Here is a 21200-nt window from a genome sequence, read left to right on the forward strand (position 1 = left end):
ATGCTGATGCTGACTCCCTATTTTTAATTGATAATAATTCTCAGTCTCAATTATAAAGGGCATATTTTCCAATGTACATATCCGATTTTATCCGATTTATTGACTGAATTTATCTTTGGTTGGATGTTCAATGTCTCTTATCAATAGGATAAATTTGCCAAATAGTTCTACAACGCTTATACTTATACCTAGATAATCGATGCATCGTAATTCTATAGTCATGAAAGGAGTCTTCCATGAAAATTAGTAAAGAACTCATGAAAGGAAGCACCGTCATCCTGATCCTGACTCTTTTGGACCGCAAGGATATGTATGGCTATGAGATGACCAAAGAGATGGAAAAGCACTCCGATGGCGTATTCACATTGAAGGAAGGTACGCTCTATCCCATTCTCCACACGCTCGAGTCGGAAAGCTTTGTTGAATCCTATTGGGATGAGAAAGACGGACGCAAACGGAAGTATTATCGCCTAACGAAGCAAGGGAAGGGCGAGCTTACGGCAAAGAAACAAGAATGGTTCCTCTTTCGCAATACTGTTGATCGGGTACTTGGGGAGGGCGGCGTATGAGTAGCTTTCGTCATCATGAGGAGATTACTGCGTTCCTGAAACAGGTTTGTCTTGAAATTAAAGCGAAAGAGGTTCACAAAGAAGTACGCGCGGAACTTATGAGTCATTTGGAAGAGTTAATTGAGGAGAAATTAAGCAACGGGGTTCATTTGGATAGGGCTGTTAAGGAATCCATTGCGCAAATGGGGGCGGCTGATGTGATCGGGCAGCAGTTTCATCTTGCCCATCGGCCTCGGTTTAATTGGGGGTTGCTTGCCATTGTCGTGCTTTTCATGACTATGGGGTTGGTTGCCATATTTTCTGCTGAAAATGCCGCTTATCGTCAGAACCTCACTTCGATTGGACTGAAACAAATCGTATATTTGGGCGTAGGCTCAAGCATCATGCTACTCATTGGTTTTAGTAATTATAAGAAATTAGCTGCGTACGCTTGGGCCCTCTATCTGGGTACTATTGCGTTACTTGGCTATGTTATTCTATTTGGGACTAGGGTTAACGGCGCTGCTGGTTATGTGTATTGGTACTACTTTCAACTGAATATTCCAGCGCTCTCTCCCTATTTGTTGCTAATTGCTATAGCGGGTATTTGGAGCACACCACCGAAAGTAATTGCAAACGTGTCCTCAGCGCATGCATTCCTAAGAAAATGTTGGATTCACGTGGGAATCATCTGGCTGCCAGGTTTACTCATTTTAGCTACACATTCTCTTGATAATTTCATTCTATTCTTTATTGGATGCATGACCATGTTGCTCGTTATGAAAAAGAAGCGAATTATACTTATACTCGTTGCACATTGTAGTCTAGTTGCCGTGGCGTTTGGTTACTTTGTATTAAGTCAATCCTATCTACTACAACGCCTTCTTTCCTTCACACATCCCAATGAAGATCCACTAGGCATGAATTTTGTACTCACTCAGTCCAAAATCGCTATCTATTCCACTGGTTGGTGGGGGCATGGATTTGGAGCGCCGCTAAGCAGACTGCCAGATTTTCAAGCTGAACTGATGTTCCCTTTTCTTATCTATTGCTTTGGTTGGGGTGCTGGTATCGCCATACTCATTATGGTAGCCCTGTTCGTGCAACAAACCGTTAGCGTTTCCCGCAATGTGAAAGATCCCTACGGAAAAACGATCGTATCAGGACTACTCGCGGTGTTTGTCACGCAGTTCATGTGGCATATGCTCATGTCAATCGGCCTAGCTCCGTTCAGCTCCTTCCATCTTCCTTTTATAAGCTATAGCGGGTCTCTCGTCATTTTTCAGTTTGTTGCCATCGGCCTTATGCTTAGTGTGTATCGACGAAAGGACCTCGGTACATTGGAGGTTACCTAGGCTTATGGACGATTTTACAGCCACTCAGCCACTATCCCTTACCAATTTGTCCTACGGACATATACTTTAGGGAGAACCCAATAGGGAGGATCTGTGTGCAATGAAATCAGACCGTGTCACAATTATCATTGAAAAAGGGAAGAAACGCATTATTGCACAATCGCCAATTCATCGCATAGATAGACTGGTATTCGTCATCAACCATCAATTTACGAATGCCCCAAATACAACGCAGCTCGCTAGTGGTGCCGGTCGCAGCAGTGCCGCAGGCAGCAACGCTGCTATTAAATCTCCGCATAGTCAGCAACAACAAAGTGTTGGAGCAGGTGGCAAAGCGAGGAACCGATTAGGGAAAGGCGCCAAAAGCAAGTTATCGGACAGCAAAAGCCTCTACGATATCCGTCGTAAAGGCAAAGAAATCATCGTTGTCATTAACGATCAAATTGTGAAGCTCCCCAAACATGCGGCGAATGCATCAGCTACCCAAGTGGCAAGCGGCGCCGGCAAATATAGCACCAGCGGGACTAACTCCGCCATCGATAGCCCTGGAACCAAACAGCAGGATGCCGTCGGTGGGAGTGGCAAGGCTTCTAACACATTGGCTAGCAAGCGTAGGCGTAGGATGAAGAAGTAGCCTATAATAGAAAAAGAGCCATCCTTTAGAGTTCCTTTAGAGGGTGGCTTTTCTACTGCTTATGGTCATCCTATTTGCAAAAAGTAGTCATAATAAAAACCTTGAATGAGCAGCACAACATCACCAAATAGTCCCACAGTAAAAAACATGAAATAATAAGTCGCTTTGGATACTTCTTTGTTAAATAGCTCCTTAAACGCTTGAATGATCAATCTTTCGAATTTAAACCAATTGAGTATCCAACCAACGATTAGAAAAGTGATGATTGTCATGCGTCACAACCTCCAAGTAATTATTAGCATTATGGACACAAAACGTGTAACTGAGCAATTTTCCAGCTAATCACGAAATCTCAGGAGATTCGGTGAAATCAAACTGTATGTTTCCATTTATTATCCATATCTGGGAGGTCGACACCCAACCACATAAAAGTAAAAAGAAGCCGCCGCTCCACGCGAGACAAGCTTCTTTTGGGTGGCACTACAGTGACGCGACTGCTTGCCCCAGCAGCGACTGCAGCTGCTCAGCATCAAAGCCATCACCTTGGCGCAGCTTCAATGTCTTTCGCTCTGGCGGACCGTCAAACAATTCCTCCGGAACGGTAAGTCCGCTCGCATTAAAGATCGTGAAACTGACGGCATCCTTCGATGTTGAGATGACAGCGGCGTATTTCCCATTTTTCAAAAAGTGAGGCTTCTTGTATTGGATACGCTCATTAGCATCAGGTACCGCTTGCAGCACAACCTGACGCAATTGGGTGGACACCTCCCGCTGCCATGGCTCCTTTAAGGCTTCAATAAAATCAGTTACATCCTGGTTCATTTGGTATTCACTCCTTCGCATTATTCTCTCATTTGTAACATGCATTGCAGATCCTGTAAGTCGGCCTCCAGTGCCCGCAACTGACTAGGCTCCCCTATGAAACTGGAACGCTCTTCGAGCTTCCGTAATTCAATCTCGTACTCGCCACGATCCGCTGGAATTGGCATACGAAGCGCCCATTGCAGCGCCTCTTCCTCCGAGCTGACCTCGATCAGCGTATACGCCGATAGAAGCTCTTGCTGAAGTGGAAAAGGACCTGCCAACAATTTCGGTTCTCCGCCACCGGATGGATAACAAATGCGAACCCCTGCCCAGCTTGGCTGAAGCTCCTCTTCGGCAAGCAGCACGCCAGCCATAGCTAATGACTTCTTGTAGGCAATCATTTGATCAATGTAGGTTTGGCTTAGCTTCACCCTCGCCTCAGAGAATCCTGTTGCCTTAACCATGAATATATATCGCAACTAGCGCTCCCCTCCTTCACATTCTGCGGCTCGTTTCAATAAAACAAAACGTTCTCGCTCATTCCTCGTTAAGGATGCCGCTCGTTCAAATTCCAAGCGAGCTTCATCTGCCCGCCCCAGCTTCACAAGAAGATCGCCGCGAACGCTAGGCAGCAGATGATAGTCTTTTAAGGCGGGTTCTGCCTTCAGTTCATCGACTAGCTGCAACCCAAACGCCGGACCAAATGCCATCGAAATCGCGACCGCTCGGTTTAACTCGACGATTGGCGAAGGAGCTACTCGCGAAAGCGCTTCGTAAAGAGCAGCAATCCGAACCCAATCCGTCTCTGCGGCTGTCGCTGCTTGCGCATGGCAGGCAGCAATCGCTGCTTGGAGCGAATAGGCTCCGAGTGGCCTGCCAATCTTACGGCTGCGATCTAGAGCAGCCAGGCCTCGGCGGATCAAAAGCTGATCCCACTGCCCCCTGTTTTGATCCATGAGAAGGACAGGTTCTCCTAAGTAGTTAACCCGCGTCTTAAATCGCGAGGATTGTATTTCCATCAAGGCAACGAGTCCGTGAACCTCTGGCTCCATTGGGCTAGTTTCCGCGATGATGCGTCCCAGTCTTAATGCCTCCTGACACAGGACTGGACGAATCCATTGTTCCCCTGAGGTTGCCGAATAGCCTTCGTTAAACATCAAATAAATGACCTCAAGCACGGCAGACAGACGGTCTCGAAGTTCTTCCGCAGATGGCACCTCAAAAGGTACCTTCTCCGCACTAAGCGTCCTCTTTGCTCGGACAATTCGCTGGGCAATGGTGGCTTCAGCGACGAGAAATGAACGTGCGATTTCATCCGTCGTAAGCCCGCACAAGAGTCGAAGCGTCAATGCGACTCTCGCCTCCTGCGATAACACAGGATGGCAAGTCATAAAAATCAGACGAAGCAGATCGTCACCGATCTCCCCGTCCAACGCTTGATCGACATCTTCAATCGTATACAACTCCATACTTTGTGCGATCTCTACATACTTCTGATCACGCAATTTATGCCTGCGCAAGTCATCGATTGCGCGCCGTTTCGCGGTCGTCATCAACCAAGCACCCGGCTTGTCTGGAATTCCTGTATCTGGCCATCGATCGAGGGCAATTAACAGCGCATCTTGCGCAAGGTCCTCCGCGAGAGCCACGTCCCGCGTTATTCTCGTTAACCCTGCGATAATCTTAGCAGACTCTATTCGCCAAATTGCTTCTATCGTTCGGTGTGTAGGTGAAGCACTCACCTTTTGTTCTGCTCTTTCTCACTTATTTCCAGATTACCTATGATATCTTCCAGCTCATACACTTGTCTGAGTTCAACCTCTCCCTGACCGAATCCATGGGGATCTGGCATACGCATTGCCCACTCAATGGCTTCTTCCCGCGATTTAACTTCAATCAGCGTATAACCCGCTATCATTTCTTTCGCTTCCGTAAATGGACCATCCACAACCTTCGGTTTGCTGCCAGGCTCCGGGTAGGAAATGCGAATTCCTTTTGAACTGGGTTGTAAGCCATCGGCAGCCAACAAAACACCGGCTTTCATTAATTCCTCATTATACTTTTGCATTGCCTCAATAAGTTCCTGGCTCGGCATTACCCCTGCTTCTGAATCCGTTGTCGCTTTAACAATCATCATAAATCTCATACTGTGTTCTCCTCCTATTATTGTGAATTTCAGCTGTTAGTTCCTGTCTAAAAAGAATGCCTTAAGCTCCATTGCAATAAGTTTCGAATGGAGTTTCTTGGTATGTCCAAGCCCTTTCTTACTAAGTAGCTGCGCGTTCGGCAGTACATCCGCCAAGGCTTGTGCGCTGTGACGCAGCGATGCTGGACTTTCAGTCCCTTCAAGTACCAGGGTTGGCATCGTGACGGTTCTCCACCGTTCTTTTGGCAGCGGCTTACCCTCAAGATAACCATCCAACAAAGCTGCATCATATGGGAGCGTGTGTGCCACCGCCATGAGATTGGACCATACAGATCTCATCATACGCATCATACTGACAACGAACGAAGGAGCTCCCATCCCTTTTGTCATAAAATACTTAATTGCCTCCGCCCGCTGATTAGCCGCAATAAGCCGGGTAACCCGCTGCACGAAATCATCTGGTGATTTGCGATCCGTGGTTTTTACTACAAACGGGGGTTCATGTAACGCCAATTTTGTAATATTGGCCCCCCTTGCTGCTGCCTGCAGGGAAAGGACCGCCCCAGATGACAATCCCCACACATAAGCGGAACCGCCAGCTTCATCAATCATTGCCTGCAGATCTTCAAACTCGCGTTCTATCTGATAGGGCTTAGTATCCCCGCTGTCCCCGCGGCCGCGGCGATCATAGTTATACACCGTGAAATGCAGCGCAAGCAAGTCCGCCAGCTCCACCTGGCCGGGGAATTTACGATAGCTGAAAGCTCCCGCTACCAAAATAAGCGCGGGTCCTTGCCCTGTTTTGTCATACGCGATTTTAGTGCCGTCTTTCGAGGTGGTCATGTGCATGTTATGCCTCCATTTCTTTCAAACAATTTTGCTCTTTATATGAACGACGAATAGATCCCGTTGAAATCGACACAACAAAGAAAAATTTTAAAAAATAACGAAAAAAACTTAGTATTCATATCAACATGGTAATAAAAGTTCTCTAACTTAAAGGAAATCCCTTCCCATTTCCATCTAATATAAAAAGCAGTCTACGACACCAATGTGCCTAGACTGCTCCTATTTTGTCATCAAATCCGCTGGACAGCGAGCGTGCTCTCTATGAAGGACACTTGCAGCTCTGGGAACGCATCGCGTATCCTCTCCACGACAGTCCGCATGCCTGCCTCTTCGCTCTTCTGATGCCCCGTTACGATTAGCGCCTTCGCAAATCCCATATCCGCAGCATCCCGTACATACTCATTCGTCTCCCACTCATTCGTCTCGCCAACGATCAAGAGGTCAATCTCTTTCGTGCCGAGAAACTTGATATGGGCACGACCGCCAGATGCGCCAGGCAATAGACCGAATTGCTTCACCGGAAGATCCGGATCTCCGGCAACAAGCATACTTGCTATGCCTAGTTTATTTTTCAAATGCGTGGCGATGGTGCGCACGGTATGTTGTTCGCTAGAAGGCGGTGTTAGTAGGTTCATCTGCTCTGGATTTGCGTAAGCTTCCCATTCAAGCTGTTTCAACATGCCTACCAGAATACCATCTGGTTTATAGCTATGTACGTAATCGTGCAAACGAAAAATCGCAACACCCGATTGCTCGATGAGTGCACGCTTCTTTTCATAAACAGGATTTCCGCTAAGCCATTCGACTTCATCCATGTGATTGTAATACGTAGGTTCGTGGGTGATGATGAGATCAACGCCTGATTCAACAGCTTGCTTAATGACACCATAGGTTGTCATAAATACGACAGCCACCTTGCGAACTTCTGCATCTACGCGTCCGCTCTTCAGTGTATCCACCGTCTTGTTCAGCTGTCCGACGGGCTCAATAAGGCAATCTAACACCATTTGTACAGTAATCATGATAAAAGAAACCTCCCCTAAGTTTCGTAATCATTGCCCTTATTAACTAGGTATACAAGTGATAAACTTCTCGAGATAACCATCGAACGGGAACGCCTTGTTGGCAACTTTTTCTTTTAAAGCAGCCATTGCTTGCTCAGCTTGATGGACCAGATCCTCTGGATACCCAAATTTAATCGTATGGGCAGCAAATTCTTCCTCATCAACGACTTGCCAAACACCTTTTCTCTTCACATAATCTAAATCCAAATCCACAAAAGAAACAGTCGTTCCCTTCATCACGGAAGGCTGGTTAATATTGCAATAAAATTCACTCAATACGCCATCAACAACATCCGCACTAACTGTGTACCAAGAATCAAAAGAGAAAAATTCAATCGTCCAATTCTCAACTGTAAATACCTTTTGCTTCGTATAATGATGAAGCTGCCTTCCGTACTCACCTAAAACAACGATATGTGAATCCGTCTTTTCTAATAAGGTGGTGCGCCATTCGTAGTGCAGGAGATTGCCGTATTTTAAAGCTTGAATCGTGATTTGATTATCCATGGTGTCATCCTTCTATAGCTTCTGAGTGTCCATAAGAGACCTGAGTTCATCCATGATCTCATCAGGGAGCGGCTCATTCATCAGCTTGTTTAGAATATCTTGATCGGCTCCTGTTTTCTTCAAATAAGCAAGCAATAGGGCTGCCTTTACCGTCCTATTCATTAAAGCATACGCGATATACCAGACTTCAGGACTGCCAACTTGAATGCCGTTCCATGTAGCACAAGGGGTGGATGACAGTCTGCATAAGCCTTTATCCGTATGGATGGCTAGACCACTAATGATTTCTACCTCAGGAGTATCGCTAAGAACCACTAACTTATATTGCGTAGCGAATGGATAATCCCCGCTCATTTTTTCCTCGATATGATCGTGCTGTAAAGCCTGTAACACCCCATCTTTCGGAGCTTCAACCATGACGTCCCAGTCGCCAACCGCATCGATTAAACCCAAGCTAAGCAGTAACCCGCTTCCCCCCAAGGAGTAACGAATACCAGCTTGATCCAGCTTTTGAGTTACAGCAGTTAAGCTTCTCATTTCTACCTTCACGCTCATCCAGTTATCCTCCTATACGACTTATTCTATCACGTTACATCGGTGTTATCCCTCACCTATTTCAATTCTCCCATGTTCCTCTTCTGATCCTTCCAAAAGGCATCCCACTTGCCTAATGTCTCTTGAATGGACGTCTTTCCCATCAACAGCGCTTGGCTATGATCCATAGCTATCTTGTCCCAGTTGCTGATCCCTGGATACTGAAAAGGCGGTTTATAGAGCAGGTATTTGTCAGGTTTAAGCGTCATGTCGAGTAAAGTTTTATAAGGACCTGTTTGGAAAAAGGAATCCGATGCCGCAGAAGTGTGAGTCGGAATTACGCCATATTTTTTAGATAATTCGGTGTTCTGTTTAGCACCTGAAAGAAAAGCAATCAGCTTCCATGCTTCTGCCTTATGCTTGGAATAAGAAGCCATCCCCCATCCCGCTCCGCCCACGCTCACAAGTGCGTTACCCGTTGGCCCTGTTGGCATAGGTGCTGTTGACCACATGTCTGGCTGCATGGCGTCCTGTATGGTTTGAATGACATCCGGATCCTGCAGCAATATCCCCGTCGTGCCCGAGGTGAACGCGTCTACTTGCTCTTGGAAGCCCCAGTATATGGAATCCGGCGGCGATGCTTCCTTGTACAGCTTCACATACATGTCCATCGCTTTCACCGCTTCAGGTGAAGCATATACCGTAGACCCATCGTTCAGAAAGGGACCGTCTTCCAAATTAACGCGATCCCCATTATAGGCCAGAATCAGGGAATCCAACGTAGAAACGGAGCCTTTGGCTCCACGAAATGAGAAACCATACCGATTTTTGGCGGGGTCTGTTAATTTTTTGCTGATTTGATACAACTCTTCCCAAGTAGAAGGTGGTTGAAGGCCTGCCGCTTCAAACCAATCCTTCCTGTAAAATATTTGCCGCTGATACAAACCGTTCGCAATAAAGTAATTTTTGCGGCCGACAACAGAGATCGATTTGGCTGCTTTAGATAACGTATTTTGTTCCTCCCACGTAGCCATGTAGGTGTTTAATGCGTCAATATAGCCCTGACTCGCCAGATCAGCGACATTAATATCACGAACTTCAAGAACGTCGAGCTCCTGCTTGACACTCAGCATCGTTCGGATCGTAATATCCGCCTGCCCAAATGGAGGTGAAATGAGTTCCACATGGATATTCGGGTTATGGCTCTCGAATTGAGCAATCAAACCTTTCAGAATACGGGTCCGATTCGGATTCGTTAAGCTTTCGATCATTCGCAGGGTCACTTTATTCTCGGTTGATGGCGCTGAAGCTTGCGTTTGCTGTTCCTGACTAGAACAGCCTATTAAAAAGGTAACAAGTAGTAGCCAACTCATGCATACGAACCACACCTTCCTCTTACGTTGCCTCATCCTCATCATGGTTTCCCCCTTGTGCTCAAATGGTTAGCCATTCTGTAAAAGTTTCTCTGTTGTGTCATACACCCTTCTCTCTGCTAGCAGCTCTCCGCATTCTTGGGTCGGAATGGGACGACTGTAGATATAACCCTGAATCTCATCGCAATTGCATGCTTGTAATAAGGCCACTTGCTCCATGGTCTCTACCCCTTCAGCAGTCACTCGCAAATTCAGGCTATGTGCCATGATGATGATGGCTCCAACAATGGCGCGTTCTTTGGGATTGATCACCATATCATCGAGAAATGATTTATCAATCTTTAATCGTTGTATCGGAAAATTCTTCAAATAATTTAAGGAAGAATAACCTGTGCCGAAGTCATCAATTGAAATTTTCACTCCTAAGGCATACAAGCCTTGTAAGGTTAAAATCACCTTCTCCACATCTTGCATTGCGATGGATTCCGTAATTTCCAATTCTAAATATTGCGGTTCCAAACCTGTTTCCTGCAAAATGTGAGCAACGGTTTGGATGATCTCCGAATTTTGGAACTGATGAATCGATAAGTTGACAGCTACGTGTACCTTGGGGAGCCCGGCATCCTGCCAAGCTTTATTTTGCTTACAGGCTGTGTATAGAATCCATTTACCGATTGGAACGATGAGTCGAGAGTACTCAGCAATCGGAATAAACTCCGACGGCGGTATGAAACCATGCTTAGGATGGTTCCATCTCGTTAACGTTTCAACCCCAACAATGGTGCCGGAACTCAGTTCGATTTGAGGCTGGTAATACAGAAGCAACTCATCACGCTCTATCGCATGACGCAAGTCTCTCTCTAGAGACAGCTTTTCATAGCTATTTTTTTCCATTGTCGTGTTATAGAACTTATAATTATTTCTACCGCTTTCCTTCGCACTGTACATCGCAGTATCTGCGTACTTCGTCAAACACTGGATATCGTTGCCATCCTGCGGATACCTACTCACACCAATGCTAACAGATACATGAAGTTCTTTCTCTTCGTAGTATACCGGTTTTTGAATCTGTGTCGTGATCTGATGAATAATGGACAATATCGCATCGTGATCGCTTGTGTTCGGCAGTAAGATTAGAAATTCATCTCCCCCAAAACGAGCTACCGTACAATTTTGATCCAGAACACCTTCAAGTCTGCGCGCTGTTTCGATGAGCATCCGATCGCCGGCCTCATGGCCGAAGGTATCGTTAATAATTTTAAAGCGATCCAAATCCAGAAAAAGCACCGTAAACTCCTGCCTATTGTGCCGGGCTAACTGAATCTCCTTTTCGATAACCTCCATAAACAATTTACGGTTTGCTAAATCGGTCAAATGATCATGGTAAGCCATATATTGAATTTTGATCGCATTTCGCCGTCTCTGTAAATAGTAATTAATCAAATAGGTAATGACAGCAATTCCGATCATACTAATCAGCATACTTTTGCCAATCGCATTCGCATCCTTAAACAATTCCGATGTGGGGATTACGGCCTGTACAATCCAATCACTCGCCGCTATTTTCTCCGCTACAACCAACTGCATTTCCCCGTCCACCTTAATCGTTATACTGTCGGAAGGGTGTCCTGCGTGTATCGGATTCGTATGGAATACGTTGGGGATGCGATAAAAGTCTCCTTCTAGTTCCGAAAACGTTCTCGTCATCAATTGATTAGCAGGATTCAATATGACCATTTCACCATTTTGAATATCACCAAAAGAACGTTTTAAAACCTCGGAACTAATCTCAATGAGAAGCACATACTTCATACCTGAACTCAATTTAATGAGTCGATTAATGGCAAAGGAAGGTTGTCCTACGTTGGAATAGCCATATCTTTTCGTTGCCAGCCAGCCGATTTCCCCATTCGCAATAACCGCTCTCTGAAACCATTCCTCTTTGCTATAATCGACGATTTCGGTATGCAGGGTATCCGTTGTAATCTCTTTGAGCTTCGGGTCCACCGGGATCAGGTGTATATTGGTGATATCACTTTTACTAAAAAAGCGAATAGCTAAGCTCTCCACAATTTTATTCCGAGCCACGAATTTCTCGTTCTGATTGGTTGTTGCGCTGCCGTACACATGGAGTTGATGCAACATTTCTTCGTCGGTCAAAATACTAAAGGTGATATCTTCGTAATTACGAAAAATGATATTTAACGTGTCTCTGGATTGTACGACGGTTTGCTTAGCCGCCAATGTCACCTTATCTATGACGATCTGCTGTGAATGCGAGTAAGAGAAATAGCTGAACCCGACAAAGAGAATTACCGTGCCGCCTACCGCCCACACAAACAGCTTAAGGCCCACTGCCTGCACGTTGGGGTCTTTACGAAATAAGTCGAAATAGTGTCGCCATAGCTTAGCGAGCTTGGATACTATCGGTATCAAAAGGATAATCCACTCCTGTCTGCTCTACAAATACTGGACTTCAGAACGATCCACTTATGAACATCACATCTGTTGACTACATAATATACCAAAATTGTTTAGTATCTATATAGAAAAACATTAATAATGTATTAGCGATTCGACACGAATATCCTTTTTATTACAAAATTCGTGCTTACTTACATGAAAAAAGGCTACCCCACACATAGGGTAACCCTCCAAGCGCTATGGTCCAATTCCATCACCTATCACACTGCCGGTTCGAATCATTACTCTACTTATTTAACCTGCCCTCAAACGATTCCACTTCTTGTCGCGTCGGCAGTGAGGTTTGAGCGCCAAAGCGAGATACCGTTATGGCACCTACTTTCGCTGCAAATGCGATCGCTTGCTCCATGGTGTATCCTTCGCCATGCCACACCGCCAAAGCTGCATTAAAAGAATCACCCGCTGCTGTAGTATCCATCACGTTCACCAGGTAAGCAGGGTAGGTTCCTGCTACGCCATTTAGGTGATAAGACACTCCTTTTTCCCCTTGGGTAATAATAACGTCAGTCTTCGTTAAGCTCCGCAGCTCGTTCATAACGTCCGAATGCTCAGTAACCACTGCTTGTCCAGATGTCAGAATAGCTGCTTCTGTCTCATTGGGTGTTACCAAGTCAACGAAAGGCCATATCTCATCCGGCAACACCGCAGCTGGTGCAGGGTTTAAGATCACTTTTACACCGTAGCTTTTGGCAAGTTGAACCGCACACATAACCGTTTCTTGGGGAATCTCGAGTTGTACGAGCAAAATATCCGCGCCAACAAATACTTCTTTGGCACGCTCTACTTGCTCTGGTGTCACACTGGCATTCGCGCCTGGTACAATCGTAATGCGGTTTTCTCCATCCTGTACTTGAATCAACGCAACACCCGTCGTTTGCTGAGGATCCGTATGAACGTAAGAAGTGCCTATGCCTTCATGGGCTAATTGCTCCAGCATCTGCTTGCCAAACGGGTCACCGCCCACGCAGCCAACCATCTCAACATGTGCCCCCAGTCTAGCTGCTGCAACTGCTTGGTTCGCGCCTTTTCCACCTGGAATCATGACGAATTCTTGCCCTGTCACGGTCTCCCCAGCAACTGGAATATGTTCAGACTTCACAACGAGATCCATATTAATACTGCCAACAACGACGATTTTTGCTTGCTTGGTTTGCATGTTACACCCTCCTTTTTTTTAAAAAAGCACACTTTTACTTTCGAATAACTCTTTTATCTGTTGCTGCTTTCAGCCATAGGGGAAACTCATTTAACAATTGATGATATAACTCTTCATCGGATATCGAAGCAATATCCTTGATATGAATAAAATTAGCGTTGTCCACGATCCGACCTTCCATCGTATCCAGTTGCTTCAAAACCTCGAAATCCGACTCCCCAATGCCAACGAATTGCCAAAACAACGGTTTGAGTGAGGATTCAACGATTACTTTTTTTATCGATTTTACAACGCCGCCATCATTAATAAAAATAACAAAAGCCGGAAGATTCGACTCTTCTTCCTCTGTATATTTACGGATAACATCTTTCATAACTGGCGGCTCGTTATTTCTACCAAACTTATGTATATCCCTATTATTAATAATGTTTTTAACGACATATTGGTCAAAATCTCGCTCTGTTGCTGCCGTCAATCGACTGAATTCATTATCATATACCCAAACGTCCAAGGTCGCATTATCATCAAATTGACACGCAACTGCCAATATGCGTTCAACCACCTCTTGAACGGTTCCGTTCTTATATAAAAGCTGCATAGATCCAGAGATGTCGAGTACTAAGCCAACCCTTGCCGCTACATTCACCATTTTTTTCTTCTCTAAAGTGATTTGAACGATCTTCTTACGTAGATCAATGGATGAAAGATTAGGTTGCTTAACCACTTCAACGGATTCCTGCTCAATCTCTGGTTCAATGACTAAACCATAATTCGTGCATAATGAGGCTAATCCGCCAAAAAAACCACTGCCAATCGTATTAAACTTCCATTCCCCATTGTGCCTGTATAGCTCCCCTACAACTATGGCCGTTTCTTTGGACAGATCCGCTCCATATTCATATCGAAAAAGCTCCTCGCCACGATCAGCATCGATTAGCCTTACATACCTATTAGATACATCTTGCATGTAATATCCTTGCTTTTCACCTTCATGAATCGTTAACGAAAAAGCAATTCTAGCCGTACTTTCTGGAATCTTTGCTAGACATAAGGAGATGGCTTCTTTATCTTGTCCACTAGCTTGACCATGCGTCACTCCGCCATTGTACGCGGCAGGATTCCCATAAAAGATAAAGTCTTCGTCTTTTTCGCACCGATTATTTGCCGATAACACAAAACAGGAAGCATCAATGCTCAATTTGGCGTCTGCCGACCAACCGAATTGCACCCTAAGGTTTGATAACGCTCTCCCCTTTGTTACATCCACCTTTTGTCCTTTTGTCAGAAGCATACATGTATCCCCTTAGCACTTAGAAATAGTAGTCTCTACTTGTCAACAGTACCATACAATGGTGAACTATCAAGTAAAGATTAGTGAGATGATAGGCGGGTACGGTAAAATAAAAAACGCCCATCTCCCAACCGGGGATGGACGTCAAGAAGCGACTATTCGTTCATTGCTTATTTCGAAGCTTTCCAAGCATCGATCTGTTTCTGCATCTCAGCCAAAATGTTGTCCAAGCCTGCTTTCTTCAGCTTGGCATTCATAGCTGGCAGTGTTGTGTCTGGGTCAGCAATCCCCGTGATCAATCCCGCATAGAATTCATCCACGACGGATGCGGTTTGTGCCAATTCACTTTTCACGTTACTTGGGTCAAAGGAGAAGCCGAGAATTTTGGATGGAATCGCTGCGGCATTCTTATCTGGACCTGCTGGGAACCATTTCGGCTGTGTTGCACTGGTCCGGTACGAGTTAAACATGTTGCCGTATTCCCAACCGGAATCCACCCAGTAGCCGGCATTGTCCATCTTTTTGATCAAACCGTCTGAAACCTTCGTATAATGCTTACCTTCGATCCCATAGCTCATCAAATTAAACAGTTCCGCATTCGAGTACATCAAATTGTAGAACATCATCGCTCTGGCTGGATCTTTGGATGTGCGAGAGATGGCCGTCATGGTCGCAATAATAGAGCTTGTGCTCATGTAGGGCTTCGAGAACTCGATCGCTGCTACATTCGCTGCGTCGCCACCACCAAATTTTTGCGCTTGGTTAGCTGCTGTATCTGGATTGATCACCGTGAACGTGGAGGAGACATATTTTCCTGCCAGTTCATCCGAGTTCGTATCTTTGATCGTCGCAGCGTCTTTACGAATAATGCCTTTGGAATACCATTCACGCATTTGTTTCAAAAAGGCCGTAAACTCCTTCGTTTCATACAAATTCACGACTTTTGAGGACGCATCGTCGATGCGAACAACCCCTGGGTTCTTTTGCGAGAAGTATTCAAGACCGATGGCGCTGCCGTAGTTCCCCATGACATCCATATCACCTTTTAAGCTGAACGGATATTTGTCCGGTTCCGACGCTTTTACTTTTTCGAAAAATGGTGTCAAATCGCCCAATGTCTTAAACTGATCGGCTTTATAGCCATATTTGTCTAATGTAGTTTTATTAATTAGTACGCCTGGTGTACGAGCCAGAACTTGCGTGTTGATGATACCGTACAGCTTGCCTTTCACTTTCGCCGCATCCCAAGCTGATGGTGGAACTTGCTTTAGAATGTCTGGACCGTATTTGGGCAACAGATCGGTGATATCCAAGAATGCCCCTTTGTTTACATTTTGCAGGTAGTCATTTGTCCAGTTGGATGTGAAAATAAGATCTGCTTTCTCGCCAGAGGCTGCAATCGCTTGCATTTTCTGATCATACGTACCCCAATCGACCAATTGAATGTTCAATGTTGCGTTGATTTTCTCTTTGGTAATTTTGCTCATCGCATCTTGAACCAACTTCGCATCAGGGAACACGCTTTGCGGCAAATACCAGGTAATTTCATATGGCTTAAGCTCTGTTGTTGCTGGCGCCGACGCAGTCGTCGTTGCCGCTGGAGATGCAGGCGCTGTGCTGGCCGCAGGGGAAGGTGAAGAACTATTCGTGCTGGAACCGCAAGCACTGAGCAGCATGGCTAAGGACACACAGCTTACAATAACGGGAGATAATGCTTTGATTGATCTATTTTTCATATCATCGAACCCTCCTGATTTCATGGTCAACATGGTACTAAGAAAGAGATGTATTATCATCCGATCCGGATTCGGATTGACAAACGTTTTGAAGCCATACATTCAGTTAGCCTTTAACTGCACCCACTGTCAATCCTTTGATCAAGTATTTCTGAAAGAAAGGGAAAGCGAACAACATCGGGCCTGCAGCCAGAATGGCAATCCCCATACGGGAAGATTCAGCTGGAATCGCACTCATATCAATGCTGATGCCTGCTTGCATATTTTTCGTCAAAAACTCGATATTAGACATGATTCGCTGCAAGTAGTATTGAAGCGGAATCAGATTCTCATTTTGAATGTACAGCATGGCAAGCCACCAATCATTCCAGTAAGCTAATGCGTAGAACAAACCTACTGTCGCTAGGGCTGGTTTCGAAAGCGGAAGAACAATTCGCACAAAAGTGCTCAGTTCGGAAGATCCATCGATTTTGGCAGACTCAATAATTTCAAAAGGTAACCCATCCATAAAACCCTTCATGAGCATCGTAAACCAAGCGCTGACCCCATACGGAAGAATTAAGGCCCAAATCGTATCCTGCAGGTGCAACACACTGGTCATCACGATATAGGATGGAACCAATCCAGCATTAAAGAGTAAAGTGAAGAACACGAAGTATCCTGTGATACGGCTATACCGATAATCCTTCCGCGTCATGATATAGGCCAGGGAAGAAGTGAGTATCAAGCTTAATACGGTTCCTACGACCGTCACAAAAATCGTCACCATATAGGATTGAAGCAGCGCTTTTGGCGTTTGAAAAATATACGAATACGCGACAAACGTAATGCGCTCTGGGATTAGTTGATAACCGAATTTCGCGATATCCCCGTCGAAGGAGAGGGAGACCGAAATGACGTACAGCATCGGATAGATGAACAGGATGGATAAAACCAGAAAGAATAGAATGATTAGCGGGTTATTTTCTGACTTTTGCTTACTAGATGAATGCACTTCCACCCTCCTCCCCTAGAATAGAGCGTTTTCTTTATTAAATTTCCTGACGAGTACGTTCGTCGTTACGACTAGAACTAGACCAACAACCGCTTGGTACAAGCTAGCTGCGGACGCCATACCCAAGTCACCTACGACCCGTAATGAGCGAAAAACGTACGTATCTACGACATCAGTCGTCGGGTATAACATCCCTGCATCCCGGGGCACGAAGTAGAATAATCCGAAGTCCGAGTAGAAAATACGGCCCACACTGAGCATGAACAGCATCGTTATCAGTGGCAAAATGAGCGGGATTGAGATCTTCCGAATTTGCTGCAATCGCGAAGCGCCATCTATGGAGGCAGCCTCATAATAACTGTTGTCGATGGACAGCAGACCTGTGAAGAAGATGATGGCGGTGTAGCCGACATTTTTCCATAAATACGTTAGGGTTAAAATAAGGGGCCAATAGCTCGGCTTACTATACCAGTCAATCGGGGTGAGATGGAGCTGCTCCAACGTTTTATTGATCACACCGAAGGATGGATTTAGCAGAATGTAGCTGACAAAACCGACGACGACCCACGATAGAAAATAAGGAAAGAACAAGATCGTCTGAAACAGCTTCACCCATCTCCGACCCAATTCAGCCAGTAATAATCCAATGACTAATGCGCAGGACATCCCCACTACGATAAACAAGCCATTTAATAGCAGCGTGTTTCGTGTAATCCTAAATGCATCTTGCGAGTTGAAGAAAAACTTGAAGTTATGCAGCCCTACCCAATCGCTTCCCCAAATGCCTTTGGCGTAGTTGATATCTTTGAATGCGATCACGATACCGTACATAGGTAAGTAGTAAAAGATAAACACCACAATAACGGCCGGCAATCCGATTAAAAACAAACTTCTTGACCGCCAGAAATGCTTCGATTCTTTGCGTATTGCTGAGAAGATTCCCAAGTACGCTGCCTCCTTCTGTCTGTGTTACGTTGCGTCCTCTTTGCGATTTCATCATACGAAAGTAGGTAGCGAGTTGAATACTGCTCATTTTTGCTGGGGTACAAATGTACTGTAAGATTCGAAAATCGGATGAATATTCACTGTACTTTTTTGTGATGGAGGTGGTGAAAATCCTTATAGAATGCGGATTTTGTGGAGATGAGAGCTTAGGAGAGGCAGATGAAATGCTGCGGACGACCGAGTGCAATATCGGTCTTGAGAACGATCATAAATAACTGAGTATGTAATACACTGTTTATATGATCCACAATTTAAAGGACGGGGGCAATTGAATGACTATGCATTCTATTGAAGTAAGCGGCTTGCGTAAAAGCTTTGGCAACCAAACCGTATTGGATGGCATTGATTTAAAGGTGGGGAAAGGGTCCATATTTGCGTTGCTCGGGCCCAATGGAGCAGGAAAAACAACGCTGATAAACATTCTATCAACGTTATCGGAACCGGATGCGGGCCATGCACGAATCGAAGGATATGATGTCATCGCTGACCGTAAGATCGTGCGGGGATCGATCTCGCTCACGGGGCAATTCGCGGCAGTGGATGAGGTGCTAACCGGCCTCGAGAATATCATCATGATGTGCCGACTAGCTGGCTTATCTGCGGACGAATCCCGCGTCCGTGCAGCCGAGCTGCTCCATCAATTCGATCTGGAAGCCGCAGCTGGCAAGCGCGTGAAATCTTACTCTGGCGGCATGCGCCGCAGATTAGATCTGGCCGTTAGCCTTGTTGTTAATCGTCCCGTGCTTTTCCTCGACGAGCCGACGACGGGTCTAGATACGGTCAGCCGCCGATCCCTGTGGGAGACTATTCTCCAGTTGAAGCAGCAAGGCATGACGATACTGTTGACGACGCAATATTTGGAAGAAGCGGATCAACTTGCTGACGAAATTGCTGTGCTGAATCATGGACGCATCGTTGCATCCGGCTCTGCTGAGACTTTGAAAGCACGTGTCGGCGGCGAAGTCATCGAGCTCCGGAATGCGTTTGACGAAGTCATTCTATCCATTCCGACGAGCGGCACTGTTCAGGATGTCAGCCAAACGTTGAATGAGATCGCGGGCTCGTGCCCACCAGGTACACGCATCTCCATTCGCAAGCCAAGCATGGACGACGTCTTCCTTGCGTTGACGACACCTAATCACAAGGAGGCTTCCCTCGTATGAATGATTTTCAAGCGCCAAAGAACGTACAACCGATGAACTCGGCTCCACTTTTGAATAAGAGCAGTCTACAAGCGACGCCAAAGCCCCCTTCTTTCGCAGCAACCAACGCCGTCTTCGTCGTACGCAGTATTCGTCACAGCTTGCGCAACATCGAGTCGCTGATGATGGCCATCATGCTGCCCATCATGCTCATGCTCCTGTTTACCTATATATTCGGCGGTGCCATTGATTCTAGCGGCAATTATGTGAATTATGTTGTACCCGGCATCATTCTCTTATGTGCAGGCTTCGGTTCATCCAGCACCGCTGTTGATGTGGCAACCGACATGACCAACGGCATTATTAACCGTTTCCGAACAATGCCGATTAGCAGCATCAGCGTCATTACCGGTCATGTCGCCGCGAGCCTTGCTCGCAATTTGCTTGCTACTTGTTTGGTCATTGGCGTCGCCCTGCTCGTTGGTTTTCGTCCAAACGCGACATTCATCGAATGGCTTGGTGCTATTGGCATCATTATCCTGTTCATTCTAACCTTTACCTGGCTGTTCGCGGCGATTGGACTCGTCACAGGCAGCCCTTCCGCTGCTAGCGGCTACGGCTTTGCCCTGCTGTTCCTTCCTTATCTGTCCAGCGCATTCGTCCCAACGAATACCATGCCTTCTTGGATGCAGGGTTTTGCGAACCATCAGCCCATTACGCCGGTTATCGAGACGATTCGCGGCTTGCTCATGGGTACGCCGGTGCTGAATAACCCTTGGTGGGCCATCGGTTGGTGCGTCGCGTTACTGGTGATAGCGATTAGTTGGTGTATTCTGGCGTTTCGTAAGAATGGCGGGAAATGAGGGGAGCCTTCGATTGGGGGGAACCAACATACGGCATGTTGAGATAGATAGCGTTATGGCATCACCTTATTTCGCAGAAAAACTCGGATAGCCCGCGTTTAACGTTATTCGAGTTACAGAAGTGAAAGGCGAGCTACTGCGTGCTGTAAGTCGAAAAATTCGAGTTACAGAAGTGAAAGGCGAGCTGCTGCGTGCTGTAAGTCGAAAAATTCGAGTTACAGCAGTGAAAGGCGAGCTTCGGCGTGCTGTAAGGCGAAAAATTCGAGTTACAGAAGTGAAAGGCGAGCTGCTGCGTGCTGTAAGTCGAAAAACTCGAGTTACAGCAGTGAAAAGCGAGCTTCGGTGTGCTGTAAGTCGAAAAATTCGAGTTACAGAAGTGAAAGGCGAGCTTCGGCGTGCTGTAAGTCGAAAAATTCGAGTTACAGAAATGAAAGGCGAGCTTCGGCGTGCTGTAAGTCGAAAAATTCGAGTTACAGAAGTGAAAAGCGAGCTGCTGCGTGCTGTAAGTCGAAAAATTCGAGTTATAGAAGTGAAAGGCGAGCTTCGGTGCGCTGTAAGTCGAAAAATTCGAGTTACAGAAGTGAAAGGCGAGCTTCGGCGTGCTGTAAGTCGAAAAAACAGCCATGACAATGTTCCATTGCCACCCCCTAGAATGAAAATGGTTTTATGCATCACGCAGCTGTTCTTAAAGTCTAGACCTTCTAAGTTCTCTCAA

The 21200-nt window shown here is 45.9% G+C and carries 22 protein-coding genes and 1 pseudogene; 6 read left to right on the forward strand and 17 right to left on the reverse strand.

Annotated features, from left to right (window positions below):
- Positions 1 to 236: 236 nt before the first annotated feature.
- From AC58QT_RS31355 to AC58QT_RS31365, 3 genes are all read left to right on the forward strand, one after another.
- Complete coding sequence (locus tag AC58QT_RS31355) at positions 237 to 569, forward strand: PadR family transcriptional regulator (protein WP_497412431.1); 333 nt, start codon at positions 237 to 239, stop codon at positions 567 to 569.
- A complete protein-coding gene (locus tag AC58QT_RS31360; protein ID WP_497412432.1) occupies positions 566 to 1903 on the forward strand; it encodes an FtsW/RodA/SpoVE family cell cycle protein in 1338 nt (445 codons plus the stop codon). The genes AC58QT_RS31355 and AC58QT_RS31360 overlap by 4 nt, the downstream gene beginning before the upstream one ends.
- Positions 1904 to 2003: 100 nt before the next feature.
- Positions 2004 to 2537, forward strand: coding sequence for a hypothetical protein (locus AC58QT_RS31365; protein ID WP_497412433.1), 534 nt, complete (start codon positions 2004 to 2006; stop codon positions 2535 to 2537).
- A gap of 65 nt (positions 2538 to 2602) precedes the next feature.
- Here AC58QT_RS31365 and AC58QT_RS31370 read toward each other — a convergent pair whose 3' ends face one another.
- The 17 genes and pseudogenes from AC58QT_RS31370 to AC58QT_RS31450 form a co-directional block, all read right to left on the reverse strand.
- Positions 2603 to 2809 (reverse strand): hypothetical protein, encoded by a 207-nt coding sequence (locus tag AC58QT_RS31370; RefSeq protein WP_497412434.1) that lies wholly within the window; start codon positions 2807 to 2809, stop codon positions 2603 to 2605.
- A 208-nt stretch (positions 2810 to 3017) separates the two neighbouring features.
- Complete coding sequence (locus AC58QT_RS31375) at positions 3018 to 3359, reverse strand: DUF1801 domain-containing protein (protein ID WP_497412435.1); 342 nt, start codon at positions 3357 to 3359, stop codon at positions 3018 to 3020.
- Positions 3360 to 3379: 20 nt separating this feature from the next.
- Entirely contained in the window at positions 3380 to 3820 is a 441-nt protein-coding gene (locus tag AC58QT_RS31380) for a YciI family protein (protein ID WP_497412436.1), read from the reverse strand.
- Positions 3821 to 5083, reverse strand: a complete 1263-nt coding sequence (locus tag AC58QT_RS31385; RefSeq protein WP_497412437.1) for an RNA polymerase sigma factor — start codon at positions 5081 to 5083, stop codon at positions 3821 to 3823.
- Complete coding sequence (locus AC58QT_RS31390) at positions 5080 to 5487, reverse strand: YciI family protein (protein ID WP_497412438.1); 408 nt, start codon at positions 5485 to 5487, stop codon at positions 5080 to 5082. Before AC58QT_RS31390 ends, AC58QT_RS31385 begins: the two co-directional genes overlap by 4 nt.
- Before the next feature lie 36 nt (positions 5488 to 5523).
- Positions 5524 to 6336 (reverse strand): alpha/beta fold hydrolase, encoded by an 813-nt coding sequence (locus tag AC58QT_RS31395; RefSeq protein ID WP_497412439.1) that lies wholly within the window; start codon positions 6334 to 6336, stop codon positions 5524 to 5526.
- 230 nt (positions 6337 to 6566) lie between these two features.
- The gene (locus AC58QT_RS31400) at positions 6567 to 7358 is read right to left on the reverse strand and encodes a Nif3-like dinuclear metal center hexameric protein (RefSeq protein ID WP_497412440.1); all 792 of its coding nucleotides are present in this window, start codon (positions 7356 to 7358) and stop codon (positions 6567 to 6569) included.
- A gap of 42 nt (positions 7359 to 7400) precedes the next feature.
- The gene (locus AC58QT_RS31405) at positions 7401 to 7907 is read right to left on the reverse strand and encodes a DUF402 domain-containing protein (protein ID WP_497412441.1); all 507 of its coding nucleotides are present in this window, start codon (positions 7905 to 7907) and stop codon (positions 7401 to 7403) included.
- Between the two features lie 12 nt (positions 7908 to 7919).
- Positions 7920 to 8462, reverse strand: coding sequence for a hypothetical protein (locus AC58QT_RS31410; RefSeq protein WP_497412442.1), 543 nt, complete (start codon positions 8460 to 8462; stop codon positions 7920 to 7922).
- Positions 8463 to 8518: 56 nt separating this feature from the next.
- Positions 8519 to 9814, reverse strand: coding sequence for an ABC transporter substrate-binding protein (locus tag AC58QT_RS31415; RefSeq protein WP_497412443.1), 1296 nt, complete (start codon positions 9812 to 9814; stop codon positions 8519 to 8521).
- Positions 9815 to 9883: 69 nt separating this feature from the next.
- Complete coding sequence (locus AC58QT_RS31420) at positions 9884 to 12250, reverse strand: bifunctional diguanylate cyclase/phosphodiesterase (protein WP_497412444.1); 2367 nt, start codon at positions 12248 to 12250, stop codon at positions 9884 to 9886.
- A gap of 274 nt (positions 12251 to 12524) precedes the next feature.
- Positions 12525 to 13454: a ribokinase gene (gene rbsK / locus AC58QT_RS31425; protein ID WP_497412445.1), complete on the reverse strand. Its 930-nt coding sequence runs from the start codon at positions 13452 to 13454 to the stop codon at positions 12525 to 12527.
- A gap of 34 nt (positions 13455 to 13488) precedes the next feature.
- Positions 13489 to 14103, reverse strand: coding sequence for a vWA domain-containing protein (locus AC58QT_RS31430; RefSeq protein WP_497412452.1), 615 nt, complete (start codon positions 14101 to 14103; stop codon positions 13489 to 13491).
- A gap of 129 nt (positions 14104 to 14232) precedes the next feature.
- Positions 14233 to 14745: pseudogene (locus AC58QT_RS31435) on the reverse strand (TerD family protein); the annotation flags it as partial.
- 170 nt (positions 14746 to 14915) lie between these two features.
- On the reverse strand, positions 14916 to 16481 hold the full coding sequence (locus AC58QT_RS31440; RefSeq protein ID WP_497412446.1) for a DUF3502 domain-containing protein: 1566 nt from the start codon (positions 16479 to 16481) through the stop codon (positions 14916 to 14918).
- A 106-nt stretch (positions 16482 to 16587) separates the two neighbouring features.
- Positions 16588 to 17475 (reverse strand): carbohydrate ABC transporter permease, encoded by an 888-nt coding sequence (locus AC58QT_RS31445; RefSeq protein ID WP_497412447.1) that lies wholly within the window; start codon positions 17473 to 17475, stop codon positions 16588 to 16590.
- Between the two features lie 15 nt (positions 17476 to 17490).
- The gene (locus tag AC58QT_RS31450) at positions 17491 to 18420 is read right to left on the reverse strand and encodes an ABC transporter permease (RefSeq protein ID WP_497412448.1); all 930 of its coding nucleotides are present in this window, start codon (positions 18418 to 18420) and stop codon (positions 17491 to 17493) included.
- A gap of 332 nt (positions 18421 to 18752) precedes the next feature.
- Here AC58QT_RS31450 and AC58QT_RS31455 point away from each other — a divergent pair, with 332 nt between their 5' ends.
- From AC58QT_RS31455 to AC58QT_RS31465, 3 genes are all read left to right on the forward strand, one after another.
- Positions 18753 to 19643: an ATP-binding cassette domain-containing protein gene (locus AC58QT_RS31455; RefSeq protein WP_497412449.1), complete on the forward strand. Its 891-nt coding sequence runs from the start codon at positions 18753 to 18755 to the stop codon at positions 19641 to 19643.
- A 32-nt stretch (positions 19644 to 19675) separates the two neighbouring features.
- Positions 19676 to 20485 carry an ABC transporter permease gene (locus AC58QT_RS31460; protein WP_497412453.1) on the forward strand — a complete coding sequence of 270 codons (810 nt, stop codon included), beginning with the start codon at positions 19676 to 19678 and terminating at the stop codon, positions 20483 to 20485.
- A gap of 121 nt (positions 20486 to 20606) precedes the next feature.
- On the forward strand, positions 20607 to 21200 hold a 594-nt coding region (locus AC58QT_RS31465; protein WP_497412450.1), incomplete at its 3' end, for a hypothetical protein.

The organism is Paenibacillus sp. J31R109, assembly GCF_059692055.1.